Here is a 22,981-nt window from a genome sequence, read left to right as displayed (position 1 = left end):
TTTCGATTGATTGTACTCGATTTTGCTGGTTTTACTGGATTATTCGTCTAATTTAAGTATAGAAAGCCGAGCGAGGTATGAGTAATTGATTGAATCAATTCACTTTACTTTTCGGTGTAAATACGTAAATTGTCAGCAATAATTATACTTTTTGGAAAAAATAAAGATGTATTATTGGAATACCAAAGCATTAGCACATAAGTTGGCTGAGGACACTCTAAGTAAACAACATTATAAAAACTATTATCTCGCAGCGGCATTGGTGGTGAGTGCTGTGTACTATTACGGTATGTATTCCCCTTATTCTGATATTCGAGTTATTGGGATTGAAGCTGCGTTGACCCTATTGATTATGCTGATTGGGATTCAACGGACTTATCAAGCCAATGGCGCTGATCAAGGTGTCCATTTCTTAAATCGAGTCACGGCGTTGTCTTTTCCTATTTTGATGCAAAATACTGTGTTTGGAATTGTTTTTGGGCTAGTTTTATTGGGAATTTATCAATATTTCGGTTTAGCGCAAACAGTATTTGAAATGTGGTACGAATGGTGTGTTTCGGCTTTTACCATTTTTCTGCAAATTTTATTTTTTACTCGTTTGGTGTCTTATATAAAACGGGTTGCAGCGCATAGGATTTAAATCAGCACAATTTTGATCTGAGAGTGTGCCATGAAAGATGCCATTATTCTAAAATTTATCAATTTCATCTTGGCAGTTTTATGGGTCTATCAAGGTTTGATTCCTAAACTAATTTTTACCAGTCCTGATGAAATTGCAGTTTGGCAATGGATGGGATTATCACCTGAATTTGCTAAGTTGGCAGGTCAAGCCACAGGAGTTGCGGAAATACTATTTGGGCTTTGCTTTATGGTGATTTCTCACAAGATTATGCATTATCTGAGTATGTTAGGACTATTTTTTCTGCTTATTTTAATTGGGCTATTGTTTCCAGATACTTTGCTTCTAGCTTTTAATCCTGTCGTCATGAATCTTGCTATGATCAGTTTATCTTGTATTTTCTTGATGCTATCTCGTCAGCCAGACTTAAATTAGAGGTATAGATGCATGAGTAATGTCGGTTCGCTGGATTGTGTGGTGATTACAGGGAGCAGTAAAGGGATTGGTTTGGGGTTGGCAAAAGCCTTTTTGAATTTGGGATGGGCTGTGGTGATTTCAGCTCGAAATGAAGAACAAATACAACAAACAATTCAGCAATTAACTGAGCAGTTTGAGAGCAAAAATATTTTAGGTTTATGTTGTGATGTCACACAAAAAAATCAGTTACAGCAGTTATGGAATACAGCCATTCAGCATTTTGGCAGAATCAATGTCTGGATTAATAATGCAGGTAATTGTCATGCCACCCAAGCATTTATAGGGATGACGGAATATGAACTGGATAGCGTACTACAGACGAATCTTTTAGGAACGATGTTAGGTTCACAAATTGCTTTACAAGGTATGTTAAAACAGGGCTTTGGACAGATTTTTAATATGGAGGGTTGGGGTAGTCGAGGTGAATGGAGTGCAGGCATGACGGTGTATGGCACGACAAAACGAGCAATCGGTTATTTTAGTCAGGCACTTTATAGAGAAAGTAAATTTACTCCGATTTTGGTTGGAACACTCAGCCCTGGTATGGTTGCTACCGATTTACTGATTTCTTCATGGCAAAACGGTAATGTCCAGAACTGGAAAAAAATGAAACGTCTATTTTTATTTATTATTGATCCTCCAGAAAAAGTCTGTGCCTATTTAGCTCAAGGAATAATTAATAATAAAAAGACGAATGTACGTATTGTATGGATGACACCATGGCGATTATTGATTCGCTTTTTTCAGCCCTATTATTGGCGTAGAAATCCAATCAAAGATACAGCTTTAGAACATCTCAAATAACGTGAGCATACTATTTCTGTCCTTGTGTCTACTTGCTTGAGTTGTTGATCTTATTCTGCATCACCAAACAGCCTGTCATAAATGCCTGTTAAGATTGAAGCAAAGGCTAAATCAAAGAAAAATAGCAAAAGGCTCTGAGAGCTTGATTCAATTCTTTTGCTTGATTTATTTTTATTTCACTCCACAAAATAATGCGCAGCAAAATGGGCATCATTGCCGATAATGTCATAGCAGTCTTCTCGAATAGACATGCCAGCACATTGATGTCCGACCATCCATAAACCGAGCGTTGGTAGCTGTCCTGAAAATAATGGAGTCTCTACCCATTTTTGTACCACATAGCCATATTTATCATAGTCATCAAAATAGAAACTACCAGAAGCAGCTCCTTGATCTTGACCATCTTGCAATACTCGGATATTCGCCCCTTCCCTTGCTAAGATCGGTTTTTTCACCCATTTGCCAAAGAATTTTTGCTGTGGATCAAAATGATGAGTCTCGACCAAAAGTGGGTGATTTGGATAGCGTTTCCAAAGTTCGACTAAAATCGCTTTATTGGAGAGTAGCATTTTCCAACATGGTTCGATCCAATTCGATTGCGGACTCAGATATTGAGAGAATGATTCTTCCCAAATCCATTCCCAAGGATATAACTTGAATAGGTTTTGAATCGGTTGATTATTCAGATCAACAAAACTTTGTCCATTCCAGCCAATATTTTCCATTGAAAGTTCAGAAACTTGTAGATGCGCTTGAAAAGCCGTATCCATTAAATATTCTAGATTGCCCCAATCCTCTCGCCCTGCCTCCTGACAGGCTGCAAAATGCACGTGACTTCCTCGCGGTAGAATCGTTCCCCAACGCTTAATCAAGTCTTCGTGAATACTGTTAAACTGATCTCGATTCGAAATCCCAGATACTTGTTCGATCCAGAGCCATTGTGCTACTGATGCCTCTAACAGTCCTGTGGGAGTATCAGCATTGTATTCCAGCATTTTGATATTGCGCCCATCATAGGCAAAGTCAAAGCGTCCATATAGCATTGGCGCATTTTGTCGCCAAGACTGCTCGATTTGTGCAATTGCAGCAGCTGGAATCTGGAAATAATCAGGATAATTTCCGCGTTGAATCAAATCACTTGTCACAGCTAAACACATTTGGTGGAGCTCATTGGCTGCATCTTCAAGCTGTTCAATTTGCTTCAGTGTAAATTCGTAGGCAATTCCTTCTGACCAGTAAATTGAGCCATCAAGTGAAGGTAAATTAAAATAATCAAAACCAATTTTTTGGTGTTCGAGTTGCCAGTCTGTGCGGGGTGCTAATATTTTTCTTTTCATCTTGAGTTTCAGTCTTTTAATTAGCCGCCAAATGATGAGCCGCCACGACCGAAACCGCCACGAATAGGTGATGATACAGAATAGCGTTTTGCAGTGGTTGAAATTGAAGGTTGTCCCACACTGAGATTGGTATGTGGTCTCAAGGTGTTGCCTTTAAAAGAGACTTCACGATTATGTTGATAATATTGTGGTCCTAAATAACGCCCAGAACCAAAGCCACCATAATAACGAACGCCAGCAGTAGAACTTCCACTCCCTGAGCTATTTTCTTCTTCACAAGTTTCAGTATTCCAGTCTGTTGCACAATCATATTGATTGTTATAAACATCTTGTACTAGCGGCCCATCATTATGGCTGCAAGCACTCAGTAATAATGGTACAACTACAAGATTAATTTTTTTAGAACGCATGAGACCCCACTCATTTTAATTTGCTTGATCGACATAAATATGTGAGCAAGTCTTGTTTATTATGTTTCTGATTAAGAAAGATAAAAGTGATAAGCCGACATATCATATTGATCTGTTTTTTTAATGTATAGTCTATTCTTATATTTTAAATAATAGGGCATCCAAATTTTTATTAGATGCCCTATATGATGTATTAAGATTGCGGTTGTTTTTTGTTGTGACGTAATGACAAATAAGCAGTGATTGTCAAAGTTACAATAATAAAGCCGAGTGAGATCCAGATTGGCATATGGAATACATCAAGCAATAACATCTTCGCACCAATAAACAATAAGATAATGCCTAAACCATAAGGCAAATAATGTAATTTAGATGCAGCGCCAGCAAGTAAGAAGAACATTGCACGTAGGCCTAGAATCGCCATCAGGTTTGCAGTCAGGACAATGAACGGGTCACTGGTTACCGCGAAAATCGCAGGAATAGAGTCAACCGCGAAAATAACATCAGATGCTTCAACTAAGATTAAAACTAAAAATAAAGGTGTTGCCCATAACACGCCATTTTGACGGACGAAAAATTTATTACCTTCAAGTTGAGGGGTAATACGCATGTGTTTGCGTAACCATTTCAGTAATTTAATATCTTCAATATTGGTTTCTTCGTCTTGACCTTTCAGGAATTTAAAACCTGTATACACAAGGAATGCACCGAAGATATAAAGTACCCAAGAAAATTCTTGAACGAACCAAGCCCCAATAAAGATAAAGATGGTTCTTAAAACAATCGCACCTAATACACCATAAAGTAAGATTTTACGTTGCAATGCAGATGGAATTGCAAATGCTGCGAAGATCATCAGCCAAACGAAGACATTATCGATTGCCAGTGATTTTTCCAGTAGATAACCTGCGAAGTATTCCATGGTTTTTTGATTCGCAAGGGTGAGTCCTACTGTTTGCTGTAGATAGAGCCACAAGCCCCCACCAAATAGCATTGCTACAGTGACCCAAGCAATACTCCAGTAAGCGGCTTGCTTGATTGGAACATCTTGATTTTGTTTTTGTTTAAAGCCTAAAAAATCGACCAAAAGCATGACTGTGACAAGGCCGAAGAATACGACATACAGCCATAGATTACCGATAGTTTCCATCACAACTCCCTATCTAGCAACTGGACATAAAAAAACCTTGACCAGTTGCTAGATGAATAAATACATCTGTTTCAACATGATCAAGGTCTTGCCTACATCACAAATTGATTGTGATGCTCAGAGTCCGACTTTTTGCAAAGTGTAATGACGAAGCTCTGACACCTAAGTATTTAAACTACACTACCTAGGTTTGGAGGAGGCTACTCCCCTTGTCAAACTAATTCTGTATGGATGGTGACATCCAAATGTGTATATAGAATTACACATTTTTAGCAAATGTGCAAATCTTCAGCAAATTAAGTCACGATTAAAAATTTTCAAAATCTCTGCGCGTAAAAACTGATGTCTTGCATTGTGTTTGACATGCTCATGCCAATACATACCCATATTGATTTTGGGTAATTCAATCGGAAGTGCATGAATCTGTAAATCTTTTGAATAGTGTAAATGTTTTAGAATACTTTGAGGGATAGTCAGTATTGCATCTGGATGCTGCGCTAATACCTGTAAAGCTGTCGAATAGTGCTGGCAGCGTAGAAAAATTTGCCGAGACAATTGTTGGCGATTAAGATAAATATCTTCCAATAATAAGCCTGTACGCCGTGATGAGACACCAATGTGTGGTGATGATAAATACAGAGATAAATCCATTTCAGCTTGCTGAGTACAGACCACAAAATGATCTTCAATCAGGTTTTCAAACTGTAAATTGGCTTGATATGGCTGTACTAAATCAATTACAAAATCAATTTGTTGTGCAGAAAGATCAGCCAACATATTTTTACGATCGAGTTTAGAGCTAAAAAACTGGATATTCAGGTTTTGTTTCGCAAAGTGATTGACCAATTGAGGAAAAATAATGGGTTCGATTTCATCATGAATCGCGATTTTTATACTTTGTAGCATGCTCGGCATAAAATCTTGCTGAGGCATAGCGATCTTTTGAATACTCAATAAAGCCATTTGAATCGGCTGATAAATTTGCTCGGCATAGGGGGTGGGTAGCATTTTTTGCCCACTACGCACAAACAGTTCATCTTTAAGTTGTACACGTAAACGTTGTAAAGCATGACTGACCGCAGATTGGCTGATACAGAGCAGTTGTGCAGCTTTAGAAATACTTTTTTGTTCAAAAATCGCAATAAAAAGCGGATATAAATTAATATCAATTCGATGAAAATGTCCCACTTCCAATGGGTTGCTATTATGAATCTGGTTCATAGTTTTGAATAAAATAAAATCATTTCATTCATAATAAATTTTCGCTTATGGTGATGTAAAGCAGCGAATCAATATTCGCCACATTTTACATTGAGGGAAATGATGATGTTTGCATTATCTGAACGCGCACAGGATTTTATTGCACGAACGCAAGCCTTTATTCAACAAGAAATAGAACCGATTGAAAAAGCATTTTGGGATGAAGTGCATCATTTAAATGTCGATGGGGACTGGACCAAATGGCAATGGCCAGCGCAACTCGAACAGCTCAAGAATAAAGCTAAAGCGGCTGGCTTATGGAATATGTTTTTGCCCGATGCGGAATTGGGTGCTGGTTTATCGGTTCAGGAATATGCGCATATTGCCGAACTGACTGGACGTAGCTTACTTGCACCAACCGTATTTAACTGTAATGCGCCTGATAGCGGCAATATGGAAGTGTTGTGGCGTTATGGTAGCGATGAGCAAAAACGACAATGGTTACAACCCCTGCTTGCTGGTGAAATCCGTTCAGTGTTCTGTATGACTGAGCCTGCGGTGGCTTCTAGTGATGCTACTAATATGCAGGCCACGGCAGTGATTGAAGGTGATGAAATTGTCTTGAATGGGCGTAAATGGTGGTCATCGGGCTTGGGTGATCCCAATGCCAAAGTGATTATTTTCATGGCCTATACCCCAGATCCTAACAAAGACCGTCATCATCAACATTCAATGGTACTTGTTCCAATTGAAACGCAAGGTGTGACGATTGAAAGAATGTTGCCAGTCTTTGGTGACTATGATGCACCGCATGGACATGGACAGGTCAGTTTTGACAATGTACGTGTGCCTGTCGGCAACTTTATTGGTGGTGCAGGACAAGGTTTTGAAATTGCACAAGGGCGTTTAGGGCCTGGGCGAATCCATCATTGCATGCGTTGTATTGGCGCAGCAGAAAAAGCATTGGAGCTGATGATTGATCGAGGCATGTCACGTAAAGCCTTTGGTAAAGAGTTACTTAAATTAGGCGGCAATTTAGAACGAGTCGCGGAAGCACGTGTGCAAATCGACCAAGCCCGTTTATTAACGCTGTATGCCGCTTACAAGATGGACACTTTAGGTAATATGGCTGCACTTACGGAAATCTCAGCAATTAAAGTGGTTGCACCGACTGTATTACAAAACGTGGTGGATATGGCGATTCAAATCCACGGTGGCGAAGGTGTTTCACGTGATACCCCACTGACTGCATTTTTTAACCAAGCACGCAGTTTACGTTTAGCTGATGGACCAGATGAGGTTCATAAAGGCATGATTGCCAAATTAGAACTCAAAAAACGTGGCTATGGTCGTTGATAAGGATAAAAGCAAATGGCAGTAATTGATGTTGGCGGTCAGGTTCGTCACGGTGAAGAATTGGATATTTCCGCTGTTGAAAAATGGTTAAAGGATCAAGGTATTGAACTGCAAGGTCAAGCACAAGTCACTCAATACTCAGGTGGTGCTTCGAATTGGACCTATCGTTTGCAATATGACAATGCTGATCTGATCTTACGTCGTCCACCGAAAGGCACTAAAGCCAAATCAGCGCATGATATGGCGCGTGAATACAATGTGCAGAAGCATCTTGCACAGTTCTACCCTGTGCTGCCTGAAATGATTGCGCTGTGCCAAGATGACAGAGTGATTGGCTGTGACTTCTATGTGATGAAGCGGATTGAGGGCATTATTCCACGTGCGAATCTACCCAAGGAATTACAGCTGGATGAGCCGCAGGTACAGCAGTTGTGTCTGAATGTTCTGGATAAATTGATCGAGCTGCATCAAGTACCTTATCAAGGCACAGAGCTAGAAAAATTGGGTAAAGGCGAAGGCTACTGCCGCCGTCAGGTGGAAGGCTGGGATGCACGTTACAGTAAGGCATTGACGCCAAATGTGCCTGATTTTGCTTTTGTGCGTGAATGGTTGCTGCAACATATCCCAACTGATGCAAAAACCTGCGTGATTCATAATGATTGGCGTTTTGATAATGTCATTTTAGCTCCACAACAGCCGACACAAGTGATTGGGGTACTGGATTGGGAAATGGCGACGCTCGGTGATCCATTGATGGATTTGGGCAGTGCTCTCGCCTACTGGATTCAAGAGGATGATGATGCCTTGATGAAATCGAGCCGCCGCCAACCGACCAATTTAAAAGGCATGCTGACACGACAACAAGTCGTGGATTATTATCTGGAAAAAACAGGTCTAAAGCCTGATAGCTGGGCATTTTATGAAGTGTTTGGTTTATTCCGTTTAGCCGTGATTGCCCAACAGATTTATTATCGCTATTACCATCAACAAACCGATAATCCAGCCTTTAAAGATTTCTGGATTATGATTCATGCCTTACATATTCGGGCACTTAAATTAATTGCACAAAACAATGCTGAAGCACAGCAGTTAATTCCTGAATATGGCGCAAAACTACAGGATATTTTAAAACGATGACCACAATCTATTTGGTACGACATGGGCAGGCATCATTTGGTGCGGCAAGTTATGACCAGCTTTCAGCCAAGGGTGAACAGCAGGCACATGTCGTCGGTGATTTTTTTAAACAGACCCTAAAGCAAACGCCGCTAATTGTGGCAGGTTCAATGCAGCGGCATCAGCAGACTGCGCAACTCGCTTTATCGCAAAGTTTCCATAATGCATCCATTCAAACCGAATCTGCATGGAATGAGTTTGATCATCAACAGGTGTTTGCACAATACGAACCGCGTTTTAATCAACCTGAATTGCTGAAACAGGATGTTGAATTGATGTCCAATCCACGTGCTTATCTAGCCAAAATTTTTGATGGCGCGATTGATCGCTGGATTGGAGAGCAATATGACCATGAATATCATGAGACTTGGTTAGGCTTTCAATCGCGTGTAGAAAGTGCATTGCACAGTTTGTGTCAGAAGATTGATGCTACGCAACCCCGTCAGGCGGTGGTGTTTAGTTCAGGCGGTGTGATTTCTGTGGCAGTTGGTCAGGTGTTGGGACTGAATGCTAAACAGATTTTTGCGCTGAATTGGTCGATTGCCAATGCCAGTATCACCACATTGCGTTGGACAGATGGTCGTTTGCAATTACTCAGTTTTAATGAGCATCATTATTTGAAAGCGCGTGATGCTGAACTCTTAACATGGATTTAAAAAATAGGTGGCAGGCATGGCAAAGACGATTTTAATTACAGGGGCAAGCTCGGGTTTGGGCGCAGGCATGGCGCGTGAATTTGCCGCCAAAGGCTATAATCTTGCCCTTTGTGCACGACGTTTAGAGCGTTTGGAAGCCTTACAACAACAGCTGCAAAAGCAGTTTTCAATACAGGTCAAGATTAAAACCCTTGATGTGACCCATTATGATGATGTGTTTACGGTATTCCATGCTTTTCAGCAAGAATTTGGGACAATTGACCGAATCATTGTCAATGCAGGTGTAGGCGAAGGTCGTCGTATCGGTAAAGGGCATTTTGATGTAAACCGCGCTACGGCTGAAACCAATTTTATTTCGGCACTGGCACAGTGTGAAGCGGCGGTTGAAATCTTTAGAGCGCAAAATAAAGGCCATTTGGTGATGATTTCGTCCATGAGTGCGATGCGTGGTTTACCCAAGCATTTATCGACCTATGCAGCCAGTAAGGCAGCGGTGGCACATTTGGCTGAAGGGATTCGTGCTGAGTTGCTGCATACTCCAATCAAAGTCTCGACGATTTTCCCTGGTTATATTCGAACTGAGTTGAATGAAGGTGCGAAGAAGTTACCATTTGAGGTGGATGAGAAAACGGGAAGTAAGGCTTTGGTGAAAGCGATTGAGAAGGAACCAGTGAAGGCTTATGTGCCGCAGTGGCCATGGTTGCCAATGGGGATTGCAATGAAGATTTTGCCGTTAAAATTGGTGAATAAACTGAGTTGATTGCAATTTTAAATGCATGGACAAATATGTTTATTCGGCAATATTTCACAGCCTCATATAGGCTGAATAGTCGAGTTGTTTGGGTATAGGCGTTTCCTTACTTTTCAAAGATGAAAAGTAACAAAAATCTTTTGTTGAGCAGAGGGTACATCCTGAGCAATTTTTCAAAGCACTGCTTTGAAAAGCAGCGCAAGAACTGTTCAACTGGCGGCATCCATGCCGCCTGACACGATCTGAATTAATATAACTTCGAGGAAATGTGATACTCGGAAACGTCATCTGCAACCTGCGTGGTTTAAGTAAGAGACTGTTTCTGCGATATATGTTGATTAATGCAAGAAGAGGACAGGTTTTGCAGATGACAATGGTTTTGCCTACTTTTCCCGAAAGAAAAGTAGGGCGAGTCGCAGGCTGATCCAGAAATTAGATAAGAACTTGCAAGACTCCGTTGAGGCAATAGTTTTTCAATAAGTTAGAGAAAGTGTTGAGGTTAATTACGATAAAGCCTTAATCAACTTTTGGTGTAATCCACCAAAGCCACCATTGGACATGATGACCACAGCATCGCCCTCACCTGCTTCATTCACCACACGGGCAATGATGTCATCTAATGAACGGCTGACTTCAGCCTTGTTTGATGACGCAGAGATCACAGGTTGTAGATCCCAATCCAAGCCCTCTGGCTGATACCAAATCACTTCATCCGCTAAACGAGCTGAATGTGCCAAACCATCTTTATGGCTGCCCATACGCATGGTGTTAGAGCGAGGTTCAATGATCGCCCATAGCTTACGTTCACCAAGACGCTTACGTGCGCCGTCCAAAGTGGTTTCAATCGCAGTTGGGTGATGGGCAAAGTCATCGTAGACTTCGATGCCACGTACCGTGCCTAACAGCTCCATGCGGCGTTTAACACCACCGAAGTTGGATAAAGCTTCACAGGTTTGTTCAATCGTTACACCCACATGTTGTGCCGCAGCAATCGTCGCCAAAGCATTGGCAACGCTATGTTGCCCTGTCATATTCCATTTGACTGTACCGATCACTTGACTGTGTTCAAGCACGTTAAAATGACTGCCATCTGCACTGATCAGCGCCGCAGATAAAGCAGCTTGGTCATTTGGCTCAAGACTAGTACGAACCACAGGCGTCCAACAGCCCTGTTCTAGTACTTCATCAATATTGGTTTCAGTAATTGGCGCAATAATACGACCTTCACTTGGAATGGTACGCACTAAATGATGGAACTGTTTTTGAATGGCAGCGAGGTCATCAAAAATGTCGGCATGATCAAATTCAAGATTATTTAAAATCGCAGTTTTTGGATGATAGTGAACGAACTTAGAACGTTTATCGAAGAAGGCAGAGTCATATTCATCGGCTTCTACACAGAAATATTTTCCACCACCTAGACGTGCGCTCTCACTAAAACCAAGCGGTACGCCGCCGATCAAGAAACCCGGATTTAAACCTGCTTGATCCAATACCCAAGCTAACATGGTTGTGGTTGTGGTTTTACCATGTGTACCTGCCACACCGAGGACATGTTTGCCTTGTAGTACATGATCAGCTAGAAATTGTGGACCTGAAATATAAGGGAGTCCTTCGTTGAGCATGTATTCGATGGCATCAATACCACGTTTCATGGCATTGCCGACGATGACAAGATCGGGATGCGGTTGTAAATGGCTACGATCATAGCCTTGCATTAACCCGATACCCGCATTTTCTAGTTGAGTTGACATCGGTGGATAAACATTGGCATCTGAGCCTGTGACTTTATGTCCTAAATCTCGTGCGAGTAGAGCCAAAGACCCCATAAAGGTGCCACAAATACCCAGAATATGCAGATGCATTCTTTTTAACTCCACTGCTTTTTAGACACATCACTTTTTGTTGTGCTGTTGTCGTGATTAATTCGATTTGAAAGCAACGATAGCAAGGGTTAAGGGGAAAAGATAGTGACTTAATTTAGATTATTTGCATCGATTTCTAAATTCTGCATTTCATCTTGTAATTTCACTTGCGTTAATGCGAAAGCATATACACTGTCTTCATCACCATTTTCTAAGTTTTTTAAAACCTTATTGATTGGAAATGAAAAATGCACGAAAGTATCCTTTTTACTTGTACCAATCAATAGAAATCGAGTTCCTAGTGATTTTTCTTGATATTGACCAATTTCAGGATGAAGTTTGATTGCTTCATCATATTCAACCCAATTCCATTCTATATTTTTATCATTTTTTCGAACAGTTTCACCTACATAAGCCCCTGTACGCAAAGCAAGGCGAACAACGTCTTCATAAGGCATTAAATGTAATTCTTTTTTATCTGCATCAATTAAGAATTCATTTATAAAGTTTAAACTTTCCAATGAGTAATCTAATTGTTTTGGCTTTAAAAATTCTCGATTAAAAGTTGGATTTTTATCATCTTGAATGAGTTGAGTCGCAAAGTCATTGAATACATCATTCTGATTTTCCATTACTTGCTCCTTAGCGTAGCTATGATTTATGAATAGCACTAAAAGAATTAACAAAATTAATTTTTTCATATCACTACCCTTAGTAAATTTTTTCATTTTAATATAAAAGTACTCCAAAAATCATTTGAGCTAAAAATGGCTTTATCGCTCCCCCTTTTATTGTTAATTATCTCCAATTGCTTCATGACTTTAGCATGGTATGGGCATTTGAAAATTTTACACAATGCGCCGCTTTGGCAAGCGATTTTGTTTAGTTGGTTGATTGCCCTATTGGAATATAGTTTTATGATTCCTGCAACTAAACTATTAAATCAACAGGGTTGGAGTTTGGGCGAAATGAAAATCACCCAAGAAGTTGTTACGCTGATTGTGTTTGTGCCCTTTATGATTTTTCTGTTTAAACAACCATTCAAGTTGGATTATGTCTGGGCGATGTTTTGCTTAATGGGCTGTGTCTATTTTGTTTTTCGTCATCAAAGCTAATTTTGGGGAATCAGTAAAAATGTTCTTTAGTTGGGGATGCTTGAAAAAACCGCTATAATATTTGCCAATTTCTTCCTTTGTACTTGGCGTAAGTCGAGATACTTCTCTATTTTTATCATGTTTTGGAAAAGCCAATGAATGCGGTCGCAACAGATAGCCAACCTTTAGTCGGAATTATCATGGGTTCTCAATCAGATTGGGCAACACTTGAACATACTGCTAACATGCTCAAACAATTGGGTGTGCCTTTTGAAGCTGAAGTGGTTTCTGCGCACCGTACGCCAGATCGTTTATTTGAATATGCTGAAACAGCACGTGATCGTGGTATTCAGGTGATTATTGCGGGTGCGGGTGGCGCTGCACATTTACCGGGAATGTGTGCTGCTAAAACTGATTTGCCTGTGCTTGGCGTGCCTGTTAAATCTTCAATTTTAAATGGCGTAGATTCATTGCTTTCGATTGTACAAATGCCAGCGGGTATTGCGGTAGGTACTTTAGCGATTGGTCAGGCTGGTGCAACCAATGCTGCGATTCTTGCGGCGCAAATTCTTGGTTTAACACGTCCAGATATTGCTAAAAATGTGGCTGATTTCCGTAGTGCACAAACGGAAAAAGTATCGAGCAATAATATTCCTGGTCAAGTGTAACGAGGCCAATCATGAATAAAACCATCGGTATTTTTGGTGGCGGACAGCTTGGACGCATGATGGCGCAAGCAGCTTTACCACTCAATCTTCAATGTACTTTTTTTGAAGCAGAAACAAATTGTCCTGCAGCAATTTTAGGTCCTGTATTTTCCAGTAAAAATGAACAAGGCTTACAAGATTTCATCGCAAGTGCCGATGTCTTTAGTCTTGAATTTGAAAATACACCTGTTGCCGACGTAGATGTGTTGACCCAAACCAAAACACTACACCCTCCTCGCCTTGCTTTGGCAACCGCTCAAAACCGTTTGGCTGAAAAAGCTTTATTTGATCAATTGGCTATCCCAGTTGCACCCTATCGTGCTGTGGATAGCTTAGAGAGCTTAAAGCAAGCCGTGGCTGAGCTTGGATTACCTATCGTTTTAAAAACCGTAACAGGTGGCTACGATGGTAAAGGTCAGTTTGTGTTACGTTCAGAGGATCAAATTGATACGGCTTGGGCTGAATTAGGGCCTGCAAAAAGCTTGATTGCTGAAAGTTTTGTGAAATTCAGCCGTGAAGTGTCGATTATTGCGGTGCGCGGACAAAATGGTGATGTGAAAACTTGGGCTTTGGCAGAAAACCACCATCACAATGGTATCTTGTCACACTCCATTGTTCCTGCACCAAATAGCACAGATTTACAGCCAGTTGCGCAAGATTATATTACTCGTTTGTTGAATCATCTCAATTATGTGGGTGTATTGACACTTGAACTGTTCGTGACTGAGCAAGGTTTATATGCCAATGAAATGGCATGCCGTGTCCATAACTCAGGTCATTGGTCAATTGAAGGTGCGATTTGCTCGCAATTTGAAAACCATATTCGTGCAGTAGCAGGCTTGCCACTCGGTTCAACCGATGTTGTGCGTCCAACAGTGATGATTAATATTATTGGTCAACATCCTAAATCAGAAGATGTTTTAGCACTCAAAGGTGCGCATTTACATCTTTATAATAAGTCTGAGCGTGCTGGTCGTAAGCTTGGTCATATTACTTTGATGCCAAACAATAGTGATGAATTGACCGTGTTATGCCGCCAATTAGCTCAGATTTTACCTGTGCCATTGGCATTAACAGCGGATATGGACCTCTAAACTTATCCACATTATCTAAAAGCGATCTTCGGATCGCTTTTTTATCGTCTACTATTTTAAATTTAAAGTTTTAAATTCAAAAGATGCGCGATACTACTTTGGGTGTGCTGTGGATAACTTTAAGCAGGGCTTTTGAATTTAAAATAGTGTGAAAAATTTGAATTTAAACTATGGTGGGTTATTGAGTGTTGTGGTTTAAATTCAAAAACATGCAGTTTTTAAATTTAAAGCTAAAGGTATCACTGTGTTTTTAATTTAAATTTTGAGATTGTGGATATCTATTTTTGATCTCAATTTTATGAAATGTAAGGAATAATGTGTGGGTTTAAGCTGTTTTAATCGGTTGGAATGAATTTAAATTGAATGGGAGTTTTTGAATTCAAAAAATATGGTCGATATGAAGTTATTTTTAAATTCAAAAATACAGATAGTGATTGATGCTTGTTTTGAATTTAAATGAAGGGTGTTGATAACTTTAAATTTAAAACGACGGTAGAATTATGAATTTAAAAATTAGGTTTTAAATTTAAAAGACAATAAATGAATTCAAAGTTACGTTTCCAAACGATACATACTCAAGCAGCGTGTTAAGGTGATATGGAAATTTGAATTCAAATATTTTGGTTAAGTCATGAAACATTATTTTTCTTTTTTTCTAGGCACTGCCATTTTTACGTTTTTCAGTCAGGCACATGCTGAACTTGTGATTAATGGTGCAGCATTTTCTCCTTCTGCAACGACTGTTCCAAGTCCGAGTGCATATACTTCAAATTCAGATTTTCAAGGTTGCTTAGCAAATTTACGCTCGCAAGCAATTGCTTCAGGTGTTTCGGCTTCGAGTTATGATCGCTATACCCAAAACCTAAACCCAGATTATTCAGTGATTGATAAATTAAATTATCAACCTGAGTTTTCAACTGCAATTTGGGATTATTTATCTGGTTTGGTTGATGATGAGCGTGTCCAAGCGGGCAAACAAAAACTTGCTCAACATCGTGCTGTCTTGAATCGAGTCGAGCAAGCTTATGGCGTACCTGCGGAAACTGTGGTGGCCGTTTGGGGGGTAGAAAGTAATTATGGAGATATTTCAGGTAAATATCCTTTATTACAAGCTTTAGGTACATTAAGTTGTGAGGGACGCCGTCAGAGTTATTTCCGTGGTGAATTTTTTGCCGCGATGCGTATTTTACAGCGCGGTGATTTAACCCAAGATCAACTTTATGGTTCTTGGGCAGGTGCATTTGGGCATACCCAGTTTATGCCATCGACTTATGAACGTTTGGCGGTAGACTTTGATGGTGATGGTCGCCGTGATTTAGTTTCAAGTACAGCAGATGCTTTGGCTTCAACTGCAAACTTTTTAAAGCAAGCAGGTTGGCAAACAGGATTGCCATGGGGCTTTGAAGTCAAAATTCCACAAGGTGTGTCGATTGTGGGTGAAAGCCGTCGTAATAAAAAATCTCTAAATAGTTGGATTGAGCAAGGAGTGATACGTGCTGATGGTACAGCTTTAATTCAAGGTAATTTATCGGGTAGTACGCCAGCGGGGTTGATTTCACCAGCAGGAGCAAATGGCCCAGTATTTTTGGTCTTTAAAAATTTTGATGCGATTTATAGTTATAACGCCGCTGAAAGTTATGGTTTGGCGATTGCCCATTTATCTGATCGTTTACGTGGTGGAACAGCATTTTTAACGTCTTGGCCAACGGATGATGCAGGGACTTCTCGAGCAGAGCGTCGCGAAATTCAGCAGTTTTTGGTCAAGCGAGGTTATGATATTGGTGTGGTGGATGGATTGATTGGAGACAAAAGTCGTCAAGCCATTCGCCAAGAGCAAAGTCGTTTAGGTTTGAATCCAACAGGTCGCGCTGGGCAGCAGATTTTACGTGCATTTAGACAAGAGCAAGCCAAGCAAATGATGCAATAAAAATCTATTGAAGCAAGTCAAAAGGTCTGCGTATGAGCAGACCTTTTTGATTTAGGGAGCAGCATCTAGCTTTATAGCTTCTAAAATATCAAAAATTACAGCAGTGACATCTTGGCTTAAATCACGATCATTAAAAATCTCATAAGCAGTAATGGTGACATCGGTATCACTTGGTAGTTGTTTTTGTTCTTCTTCAATCAAGTGTTCAATTGGCAAGAGCGTTTGTTTGATTTCGAGATGCAACACTTCATTATACGCAAGATTTTCATCTTCAAGCTCTAATTCATGTTCATTGAAATAGGGGATCAAAATTGAATGAAGATATGGGCTAAGATCCTGAATATCCAAAATTTCAATATCACGAGTCTGTTCAATCGTACTGATGTGGTCACTCACTTCAATTAAGATATGATAATAGCTCATGCTGATCTCCATTAAGACTAAGATGATGTTTTGACACAACAATAGCATGAATAAATCAAAAGAATTGCTCATTCTTGTTATCTTTTAAAAACATCATCTTTTAATGTTTGATCACCAATTTTGGGAAGCTTCTAAGGTTGTATTTGCTTAATTTCGGTATGCTTTTTTCTAGCTTTAATGATGTAGCAACTGCTTTGATGAGATCATCAGCCTTGTTGAACTTATCTCGCTAACAACAAATTACGATCTGCTTGAGTCAGACGGAAATTGTCCATCTCTTGTTCTTTCATAATAGGGTACATTAAAGCTAGAGGGCTGTTTGCATGTTGTAAACCAAGGGCGTGTCCTAGTTCATGTGCTAGTGTTAATCGTAAATCGTTATCTGATTCAAACTCATAGATTAAAATTTGTTTTCCATTAAATAAGCCTTTATGAAATAAATGTGGTTGAAAGCGTTGTTTATATTGTTTGACTGAAGCATCTAGTTGTTGATCCAGTGAATTAAGTTCATCTATTTTTTGATTTAATTGAGTAATTCTTTGATTGTATTGATTAACTTCTTGTTGCACTAACTCAATATTACTTTGTAGCTCTTGTTGTCTCTGCTGAAAATATGTCGAATTCCCAGATAAAGATTGGTTGTGTTGAGCAGAAAGCTGCTCTTGATTATATTGCTGAATTTGTTGATGGAGTTGTTGTTGTTTTAAATCTAAAAATTGCTTACTCCGCATAATTTCTTGTTCAATTTGATCTAATTGCTGTTTTTTATCTTTCCATACCTGTTGATTCGCTTCGAGTTGAGTTATATGTTCTCGGCGTTGTTCACTTTCTTGTTGGCGTTCATCGTAAATGAGATGAATTGCAAGCTGGGCATTCGGATCATAAACAAAATAATCTTGACCTGTACCATCTTTCCAAATTTGAGTTGCTTGTTGGCTGATTTCTTGTACTTGTTCAATACTGAGTTTAAAACGAGGATCTACCTCAGCGATTCGATAACGCAGGCGAGTATCTATTGGATGAGTGATACGGTCAGCTAATGAATTGAATTTTAGTTGAGGGTGTTTCTGAGTTTGATAACTTAACCCTAATAAGAAAATAATTAACCCTGAAAAAATTAAAAAGCGCATGATTGTATTTTCTATTCTTCTGAAAATGAGATGAATCAGTTTAAGAGAGACTTTTGATCTAAATGAATTGAACTATAACAAGAATAAGAGATATCTGGAAAACATATCAACATGTATCACATTCTGCTTTAATGCATATTCTGAAGGAATAAATAAAATAAAGATTAAGGGACAATATGCTGAAATATTTACTTAAAGCGCCTGATTCAACATGGGCTGCCACTTCTCCAGCTCAGGCAAAAGTTGAAAATTTAAAAATCAAATATTTGGGGACGGCGGGATTCATTCTTTCTGATCAGCATCGTACAGTTGTGCTTGATCCTTTTATCAGTCGTCCAAACTTAACTCAAACGTTTACTCAGCCTTTATTGAGTGATTCTGAATTAGTCAGACAACATATACCAAATGCAGATGATGTATTGATTGGGCATGCTCATTATGATCACATTTTAGATGCACCTGAGGTTTGTAAGCAAACAGGAGCACGTTTAATTGGATCCAAAGCGACTTTAATGTATGGACGATCAGCAGGCTTGTCTGAATCGCAAATGCTTGAAACAAAGGGACGAGAAATCATTGATTGTGGTCAATGGCAAGTTGTTGGTTTGCTATCCATTCATGGCAAAGCCTTGTTTGGTCGCGTGCCTTTACCAGGGGATATGACCACACCTCCGCCTTATCCGCCGAAATTTCATCATTTACGACATGGACAAGTTTTTAATTGGTGGATTAGCACAGGACAACTTAGTCTCGTACACATTGATTCCGCCGATTTTATTGAACAAGAGTTGCAGGGTAAACGGGCAGATATCGTGTGCCTGTGTGCGATTGGACGGAAATATCGTCCGAACTATGTCAAAGATGTGGTGCGACTACTGAAACCGAAATACATTATTCCATGTCATTGGGATAGCATGGTGACGCCGATTGATGACGTTCCTCAGTTGTTGCCAGGGGTGAATATTCCTGAGTTTATTGAAGAAATAAAAGCGTGTGGTGTAATACCTTTATTTATGCCGATTTTGGGCGAACTTTATTTTGAGCAAAAGAATTCATCTTAAAATATAAAAAAACCGCGCTTTCGCGCGGTTTTTTTAAAGAGACAAATTATTTTTTGTCATCTTTTACTTCAGTGAACTCAGCATCTACAACGCCATCGTCCGCTTTTTGTTGTTGACCCGCATCACCACCTTGGAATGCATTTGGATCAAAACCTTCTGCGCCGCCAGCACCTTGTGCTTGTTCATAAGCACGTTGGGTGATTGGCATCAAGATGTTTTGTAAAGCTTCAGTTTTCGCTTTGATGTCTTCAACATCATTTTCTTTAGTCGATGCTTCAAGCTCAGACACCGCAGTAGTAATCGCAGTTTTTTCATCTTCAGTGACTTTATCACCAAGATCTTTGACTGCTTTGTTTGAGCTAGAGACTAAAGCATCTGCTTCGTTACGTGCTTTCGCTAACTCTTCAAATTTACGGTCTTCTTCAGCATTCGCTTCAGCATCTTTAATCATTGCTTCGATTTCAGCATCAGACAAACCTGAGTTTGCTTTAATCTGGATTGATTGCTCTTTACCAGTGCTCTTATCTTTAGCTGATACTTTCAAGATACCATCAGCGTTGATGTCGAACGATACTTCAATTTGCGGTACGCCACGTGGAGCAGGTGGAATATCGCCTAATTGGAAGTTACCCAACAATTTGTTTTGTTGAGCCATTTTACGTTCACCTTGGTAAACCGAAATATCGACAGCAGGCTGGTTGTCAGCAGCAGTAGAGAACACTTGTGATTTCTTCGCAGGAATCGTCGTGTTTTTCTCAATAATCGCTGTTAATACGCCACCCATGGTTTCGATACCAAGTGTTAACGGTGTTACGTCTAATAAAAGTACGTCAGTTTTGTCACCAGACAATACTGCACCTTGAATTGCTGCACCAATCGCAACTGCTTCGTCAGGGTTCACGTCTTTACGTGGCTCTTTACCGAAGAATTCTTGTACTTTTTGCTGAACCATTGGCATACGAGACTGACCGCCCACCAAGATCACGTCAGAGATGTCAGAAGTCGAAAGACCCGCATCTTTAAGCGCGATACGGCAAGGTTCAATCGTACGAGCAACTAAGTCAGCAACTAAACCTTCAAGTTTTGCACGTGTTACGTTGATCACTAAGTGTTTAGGACCAGTCGCATCAGCAGTGATGTATGGAAGATTGATTTCAGTTGCATTTGATGAAGAAAGCTCGATTTTTGCTTTTTCAGCAGCTTCTTTCAAACGTTGTAACGCAAGTGGATCATTTTTCAAGTTCACACTTTGTTCTTTCTTGAACTCTTCAACCAAGAATTCAATTAATGCGTTATCAAAGTCTTCACCACCAAGGAAAGTATCACCGTTTGTTGATAACACTTCGATTTGTTGGTCGCCATCAAGGTCAGCGATTTCAATGATTGATACGTCAAAAGTACCACCACCTAAGTCGTAAACTGCAACTTTACGGTCGCCTTCTTTTTTGTCCATACCGAACGCAAGTGCCGCAGCAGTTGGTTCGTTAATGATACGTTTAACATCAAGACCTGCAATTTTACCTGCATCTTTAGTTGCTTGACGTTGAGCATCGTTAAAGTAAGCAGGGACGGTAATTACCGCTTCAGTAACTGTTTCACCTAAATAGTCTTCTGCAGTTTTCTTCATCTTTTTCAAGATTTCAGCAGAGATCTGTTGAGGCGCTAATTTTTTATCGTTTACTTCAACCCAAGCATCGCCATTGTCTGCTTTGATGATTTTGTAAGGTACAAGACCGATGTCTTTTTGTACCGCTTGATCTTCGTAGCGACGACCGATTAAACGCTTGATTGCGAATAATGTATTTTTCGGGTTAGTTACTGCCTGACGCTTAGCACTTTGACCCACTAAGATCTCGCCATCTTTATAAGCGATGATCGATGGAGTTGTACGTGCGCCTTCAGCGTTTTCGATTACTTTTACTTTATCGCCTTCGAGTACAGCAACACATGAGTTGGTAGTACCTAAGTCAATACCAATAATTTTTGCCATTTGGGATGTTCCTCTAAAATTTTGTTGCAATGTTTTGCTTGTTATTCGATATGAGAGTCAATCAGTTTTTTTCAAGCATTTTTATGAAAAAAAATCAAAAAACTCTCAAAATTCTGCACTTTTGAGCAAATAAATACTTTGCTCTGTAGATTATTGACCCACCATGACCATCGCTGGGCGGAGTAGGCGACCATTTAAGGTATAACCCTTCTGTAAAACAGTGCCGATTTGGTTAGCTTTGGCATTTGGATCGATCCCAACCGCTTGGTGTAAATCTGCATTGAAGCCATTTTGGGTATCTGCTTCAAGCACGCCAAATTTTTCCAGTGTGGTCAGTAATGATTTCAGAGTCAGCTTGATACCTTCAAGCACAGGTGTTTCTTCTTCGCCAGCGGCTTGAATTGCACGTTCAAGATTATCGACAGAATCCAATAATTCTTTGGCAAATTTTTCCAGCACAGTCTCTTTGTGCTTTTCAGATTCGCGTTGAATACGCTCGACACTCTTCTGCGCTTCATAAACAGCATTGGCAGTACGTGCTTTTTCTAGTTTCAGGCTTTCTTCGAGTTTAGTGATTTGCGCTTGTAAATCTTCAACGCTAAGCTCGTTTGCCTGCTCTACACCTTCAGCTTGAGTTTGTTCAGTCTGTTGCTCATTTTGAATGTCTTGAGCTTGCTCATTGTGCTCATTAGCCATTGATGATCTCCGTTGAAAAAGGTTCTTAAACATGTACAGTCCTTTTTGGCGTGAATGCTCATAGGGTTAAACCCGAACTGCCACATCTTGGTCATTCATAGATAGGGATGAAGTATGGGCAAGGCGACAAAATTCAAGCGTTCAGGTCGATTTAAATCTTTTAATTTTGCTGATTTAAGTAAAAATTTAAGTTTTCGATAACAAAAGCAATAAATTCTTGGGTGATTTTCGGTAAATGTTGTCTAGATGCATAGACTAAGGACAAGGTCAGATCGGGTGCCGAAAAGTCGGTAAACACCTGATGTAAATGCTGTTGTGCAATATCTTTACGCACCAGTAATGTTGGCAACATGGCAATCCCTTGGGCTTTAAGGCACATTTGATAAAGCGCAATCACATCATTACTTTTAAACGTAACATTTAAAGGATAGTTTTGCGGTTGCTGATCTGTATCAAACAAGGTCCAGTATTGATTATGGGTATGATGAGCAATGCAATCATGTTGGATTAACTGGCTGGGATGCGATAGGAGAGTGTGATCTTGTAAATAATGTGGATGTGCACAAAAGATAGATTCGATCTGACAAACTGGTCGGGCAATCAGCCCATCTGCAACTTTCTGGGTAATACGTAATGCTAGATCAACCTGAGCATCCATGAGATCGACGGTATCTTCAGTTAAATACACATCAAAATGAATCTGTGGGTAACGTTGCTTAAATTGTTTTATACATTCATTCACACCCAGTTGGAACAGAAACAAGCCACAGGTGAAACGAATCGTACCACTGTGCTGTTCAGGGGCAGCCAAACCTTCAAGCAATTGTTGTTGCTGTAAAATATTCTCACAATAGACCAACGCTTTTTCACCCGCAGGGGTGAGTGAAACTTTGCGCGTGTTACGTTGGAAAAGTCGAGTCGAGAAAGTATGTTCAAGATGATCTAAATAACGGGAGACCATCGCTTTAGAATAATCGAGATGTTCAGCAGCTTTGCTCAGATTGCCTTGCTGCGCAATACAGACAAAAACTTGAATGGCTTTTAAAGTATCCATATAA

General features: G+C 39.9%; 22 protein-coding genes and 1 pseudogene. 12 read left to right on the top strand and 11 right to left on the bottom strand.

Annotated elements, in window-relative coordinates:
* The first annotated feature begins 166 nt into the window (after positions 1 to 166).
* The 3 genes from O1450_RS16105 to O1450_RS16095 are packed head-to-tail and all read left to right on the top strand — an operon-like array spanning position 167 to position 1,900.
* Positions 167 to 640 carry a hypothetical protein gene (locus O1450_RS16105; RefSeq protein ID WP_269229225.1) on the top strand — a complete coding sequence of 158 codons (474 nt, stop codon included), beginning with the start codon at positions 167 to 169 and terminating at the stop codon, positions 638 to 640.
* A gap of 30 nt (positions 641 to 670) precedes the next feature.
* Positions 671 to 1,054 carry a DoxX-like family protein gene (locus tag O1450_RS16100; protein WP_269229224.1) on the top strand — a complete coding sequence of 128 codons (384 nt, stop codon included), beginning with the start codon at positions 671 to 673 and terminating at the stop codon, positions 1,052 to 1,054.
* Positions 1,055 to 1,066: 12 nt separating this feature from the next.
* Entirely contained in the window at positions 1,067 to 1,900 is an 834-nt protein-coding gene (locus O1450_RS16095) for an SDR family NAD(P)-dependent oxidoreductase (protein ID WP_269229223.1), read from the top strand.
* A 176-nt stretch (positions 1,901 to 2,076) separates the two neighbouring features.
* Here O1450_RS16095 and O1450_RS16090 read toward each other — a convergent pair whose 3' ends face one another.
* The 4 genes from O1450_RS16090 to O1450_RS16075 all read right to left on the bottom strand — a co-directional run bounded on the left by O1450_RS16090 (position 2,077) and on the right by O1450_RS16075 (position 6,018).
* Complete coding sequence (locus O1450_RS16090; RefSeq protein WP_269229222.1) at positions 2,077 to 3,237, bottom strand: glutathionylspermidine synthase family protein; 1,161 nt, start codon at positions 3,235 to 3,237, stop codon at positions 2,077 to 2,079.
* A gap of 20 nt (positions 3,238 to 3,257) precedes the next feature.
* Entirely contained in the window at positions 3,258 to 3,647 is a 390-nt protein-coding gene (locus O1450_RS16085; protein WP_269229221.1) for a hypothetical protein, read from the bottom strand.
* A 193-nt stretch (positions 3,648 to 3,840) separates the two neighbouring features.
* The gene (locus O1450_RS16080) at positions 3,841 to 4,797 is read right to left on the bottom strand and encodes a TerC family protein (protein ID WP_269229220.1); all 957 of its coding nucleotides are present in this window, start codon (positions 4,795 to 4,797) and stop codon (positions 3,841 to 3,843) included.
* A 288-nt stretch (positions 4,798 to 5,085) separates the two neighbouring features.
* Positions 5,086 to 6,018 carry a LysR family transcriptional regulator gene (locus tag O1450_RS16075; protein ID WP_269229219.1) on the bottom strand — a complete coding sequence of 311 codons (933 nt, stop codon included), beginning with the start codon at positions 6,016 to 6,018 and terminating at the stop codon, positions 5,086 to 5,088.
* A 105-nt stretch (positions 6,019 to 6,123) separates the two neighbouring features.
* Between O1450_RS16075 and O1450_RS16070 the strand changes: the two genes are divergently transcribed.
* Genes O1450_RS16070 through O1450_RS16055 form a run of 4 tightly spaced genes read left to right on the top strand, consistent with a single transcriptional unit; the run spans position 6,124 to position 9,945 of the window.
* Positions 6,124 to 7,353: an acyl-CoA dehydrogenase family protein gene (locus O1450_RS16070; protein WP_269229218.1), complete on the top strand. Its 1,230-nt coding sequence runs from the start codon at positions 6,124 to 6,126 to the stop codon at positions 7,351 to 7,353.
* A gap of 15 nt (positions 7,354 to 7,368) precedes the next feature.
* A complete protein-coding gene (locus O1450_RS16065; RefSeq protein WP_269229217.1) occupies positions 7,369 to 8,490 on the top strand; it encodes a phosphotransferase family protein in 1,122 nt (373 codons plus the stop codon).
* Positions 8,487 to 9,185 (top strand): histidine phosphatase family protein, encoded by a 699-nt coding sequence (locus tag O1450_RS16060; RefSeq protein WP_269229216.1) that lies wholly within the window; start codon positions 8,487 to 8,489, stop codon positions 9,183 to 9,185. Before O1450_RS16065 ends, O1450_RS16060 begins: the two co-directional genes overlap by 4 nt.
* 16 nt (positions 9,186 to 9,201) lie before the next feature.
* On the top strand, positions 9,202 to 9,945 hold the full coding sequence (locus O1450_RS16055; RefSeq protein WP_269229215.1) for an SDR family oxidoreductase: 744 nt from the start codon (positions 9,202 to 9,204) through the stop codon (positions 9,943 to 9,945).
* Positions 9,946 to 10,439: 494 nt separating this feature from the next.
* Here O1450_RS16055 and mpl read toward each other — a convergent pair whose 3' ends face one another.
* Positions 10,440 to 11,801, bottom strand: a complete 1,362-nt coding sequence (gene mpl, locus O1450_RS16050) for a UDP-N-acetylmuramate:L-alanyl-gamma-D-glutamyl-meso-diaminopimelate ligase (RefSeq protein ID WP_269229214.1) — start codon at positions 11,799 to 11,801, stop codon at positions 10,440 to 10,442.
* Positions 11,802 to 11,911: 110 nt separating this feature from the next.
* Positions 11,912 to 12,502 carry a hypothetical protein gene (locus tag O1450_RS16045; RefSeq protein WP_269229213.1) on the bottom strand — a complete coding sequence of 197 codons (591 nt, stop codon included), beginning with the start codon at positions 12,500 to 12,502 and terminating at the stop codon, positions 11,912 to 11,914.
* Positions 12,503 to 12,568: 66 nt separating this feature from the next.
* On the opposite strand from O1450_RS16045, the gene O1450_RS16040 reads away from it, so the two are divergent.
* The 4 genes from O1450_RS16040 (at position 12,569) to O1450_RS16025 (ending at position 16,623) form a co-directional block, all read left to right on the top strand.
* The gene (locus O1450_RS16040) at positions 12,569 to 12,916 is read left to right on the top strand and encodes a DMT family protein (protein WP_269229212.1); all 348 of its coding nucleotides are present in this window, start codon (positions 12,569 to 12,571) and stop codon (positions 12,914 to 12,916) included.
* A gap of 134 nt (positions 12,917 to 13,050) precedes the next feature.
* Positions 13,051 to 13,563 (top strand): 5-(carboxyamino)imidazole ribonucleotide mutase, encoded by a 513-nt coding sequence (gene purE, locus O1450_RS16035; protein ID WP_208727585.1) that lies wholly within the window; start codon positions 13,051 to 13,053, stop codon positions 13,561 to 13,563.
* An 11-nt stretch (positions 13,564 to 13,574) separates the two neighbouring features.
* Entirely contained in the window at positions 13,575 to 14,696 is a 1,122-nt protein-coding gene (locus tag O1450_RS16030; protein ID WP_269229211.1) for a 5-(carboxyamino)imidazole ribonucleotide synthase, read from the top strand.
* 631 nt (positions 14,697 to 15,327) lie between these two features.
* Complete coding sequence (locus O1450_RS16025) at positions 15,328 to 16,623, top strand: lytic murein transglycosylase (protein WP_269229210.1); 1,296 nt, start codon at positions 15,328 to 15,330, stop codon at positions 16,621 to 16,623.
* Between the two features lie 51 nt (positions 16,624 to 16,674).
* On the opposite strand, the gene O1450_RS16020 is transcribed toward O1450_RS16025, so the two are convergent.
* Both O1450_RS16020 and O1450_RS16015 read right to left on the bottom strand, forming a co-directional pair.
* Positions 16,675 to 17,058, bottom strand: a complete 384-nt coding sequence (locus tag O1450_RS16020) for a hypothetical protein (protein WP_154650428.1) — start codon at positions 17,056 to 17,058, stop codon at positions 16,675 to 16,677.
* Between the two features lie 209 nt (positions 17,059 to 17,267).
* A complete protein-coding gene (locus O1450_RS16015) occupies positions 17,268 to 18,176 on the bottom strand; it encodes a matrixin family metalloprotease (RefSeq protein ID WP_269229209.1) in 909 nt (302 codons plus the stop codon).
* A 176-nt stretch (positions 18,177 to 18,352) separates the two neighbouring features.
* Here O1450_RS16015 and O1450_RS16010 point away from each other — a divergent pair, with 176 nt between their 5' ends.
* Positions 18,353 to 19,237, top strand: coding sequence for an MBL fold metallo-hydrolase (locus O1450_RS16010; RefSeq protein WP_269229208.1), 885 nt, complete (start codon positions 18,353 to 18,355; stop codon positions 19,235 to 19,237).
* A 46-nt stretch (positions 19,238 to 19,283) separates the two neighbouring features.
* Here the strand turns inward: O1450_RS16010 and dnaK are convergent, their stop codons facing one another.
* From dnaK to O1450_RS15995, 3 genes and pseudogenes are all read right to left on the bottom strand, one after another.
* Complete coding sequence (dnaK, locus tag O1450_RS16005) at positions 19,284 to 21,227, bottom strand: molecular chaperone DnaK (RefSeq protein WP_269229207.1); 1,944 nt, start codon at positions 21,225 to 21,227, stop codon at positions 19,284 to 19,286.
* Between the two features lie 150 nt (positions 21,228 to 21,377).
* Positions 21,378 to 21,923, bottom strand: coding sequence for a nucleotide exchange factor GrpE (gene grpE / locus O1450_RS16000; protein ID WP_269229206.1), 546 nt, complete (start codon positions 21,921 to 21,923; stop codon positions 21,378 to 21,380).
* A 95-nt stretch (positions 21,924 to 22,018) separates the two neighbouring features.
* Positions 22,019 to 22,977: pseudogene (locus O1450_RS15995) on the bottom strand (LysR family transcriptional regulator).
* Positions 22,978 to 22,981 lie beyond the last annotated feature (4 nt).

The sequence above is a fragment of the Acinetobacter sp. TR11 genome (assembly GCF_027105035.1).
GTDB lineage: Bacteria > Pseudomonadota > Gammaproteobacteria > Pseudomonadales > Moraxellaceae > Acinetobacter.
Note: the sequence above shows the minus strand (reverse complement) of the source record. Positions and strands in the feature narration are given on the sequence as shown.

Bases quoted from the DNA above. Each gene is read 5' to 3' on its own strand.
- O1450_RS16075 (WP_269229219.1), bottom strand. From the start codon at position 6,018: ATGAACCAGATTCATAATAGCAACCCATTGGAAGTGGGACATTTTCAT.
- O1450_RS16030 (WP_269229211.1), top strand. From the start codon at position 13,575: ATGAATAAAACCATCGGTATTTTTGGTGGCGGACAGCTTGGACGCATG.
- dnaK (WP_269229207.1), bottom strand. From the start codon at position 21,227: ATGGCAAAAATTATTGGTATTGACTTAGGTACTACCAACTCATGTGTT.
- O1450_RS16085 (WP_269229221.1), bottom strand. From the start codon at position 3,647: ATGCGTTCTAAAAAAATTAATCTTGTAGTTGTACCATTATTACTGAGT.
- O1450_RS16055 (WP_269229215.1), top strand. From the start codon at position 9,202: ATGGCAAAGACGATTTTAATTACAGGGGCAAGCTCGGGTTTGGGCGCA.
- O1450_RS16070 (WP_269229218.1), top strand. From the start codon at position 6,124: ATGTTTGCATTATCTGAACGCGCACAGGATTTTATTGCACGAACGCAA.
- O1450_RS16040 (WP_269229212.1), top strand. From the start codon at position 12,569: ATGGCTTTATCGCTCCCCCTTTTATTGTTAATTATCTCCAATTGCTTC.
- grpE (WP_269229206.1), bottom strand. From the start codon at position 21,923: ATGGCTAATGAGCACAATGAGCAAGCTCAAGACATTCAAAATGAGCAA.
- O1450_RS16095 (WP_269229223.1), top strand. From the start codon at position 1,067: ATGAGTAATGTCGGTTCGCTGGATTGTGTGGTGATTACAGGGAGCAGT.
- O1450_RS16020 (WP_154650428.1), bottom strand. From the start codon at position 17,058: ATGGAGATCAGCATGAGCTATTATCATATCTTAATTGAAGTGAGTGAC.
- O1450_RS16015 (WP_269229209.1), bottom strand. From the start codon at position 18,176: ATGCGCTTTTTAATTTTTTCAGGGTTAATTATTTTCTTATTAGGGTTA.
- O1450_RS16045 (WP_269229213.1), bottom strand. From the start codon at position 12,502: ATGAAAAAATTAATTTTGTTAATTCTTTTAGTGCTATTCATAAATCAT.
- O1450_RS16080 (WP_269229220.1), bottom strand. From the start codon at position 4,797: ATGGAAACTATCGGTAATCTATGGCTGTATGTCGTATTCTTCGGCCTT.
- purE (WP_208727585.1), top strand. From the start codon at position 13,051: ATGAATGCGGTCGCAACAGATAGCCAACCTTTAGTCGGAATTATCATG.
- O1450_RS16090 (WP_269229222.1), bottom strand. From the start codon at position 3,237: ATGAAAAGAAAAATATTAGCACCCCGCACAGACTGGCAACTCGAACAC.
- O1450_RS16100 (WP_269229224.1), top strand. From the start codon at position 671: ATGAAAGATGCCATTATTCTAAAATTTATCAATTTCATCTTGGCAGTT.
- O1450_RS16065 (WP_269229217.1), top strand. From the start codon at position 7,369: ATGGCAGTAATTGATGTTGGCGGTCAGGTTCGTCACGGTGAAGAATTG.
- O1450_RS16060 (WP_269229216.1), top strand. From the start codon at position 8,487: ATGACCACAATCTATTTGGTACGACATGGGCAGGCATCATTTGGTGCG.
- O1450_RS16105 (WP_269229225.1), top strand. From the start codon at position 167: ATGTATTATTGGAATACCAAAGCATTAGCACATAAGTTGGCTGAGGAC.
- O1450_RS16025 (WP_269229210.1), top strand. From the start codon at position 15,328: ATGAAACATTATTTTTCTTTTTTTCTAGGCACTGCCATTTTTACGTTT.
- O1450_RS16010 (WP_269229208.1), top strand. From the start codon at position 18,353: ATGCTGAAATATTTACTTAAAGCGCCTGATTCAACATGGGCTGCCACT.
- mpl (WP_269229214.1), bottom strand. From the start codon at position 11,801: ATGCATCTGCATATTCTGGGTATTTGTGGCACCTTTATGGGGTCTTTG.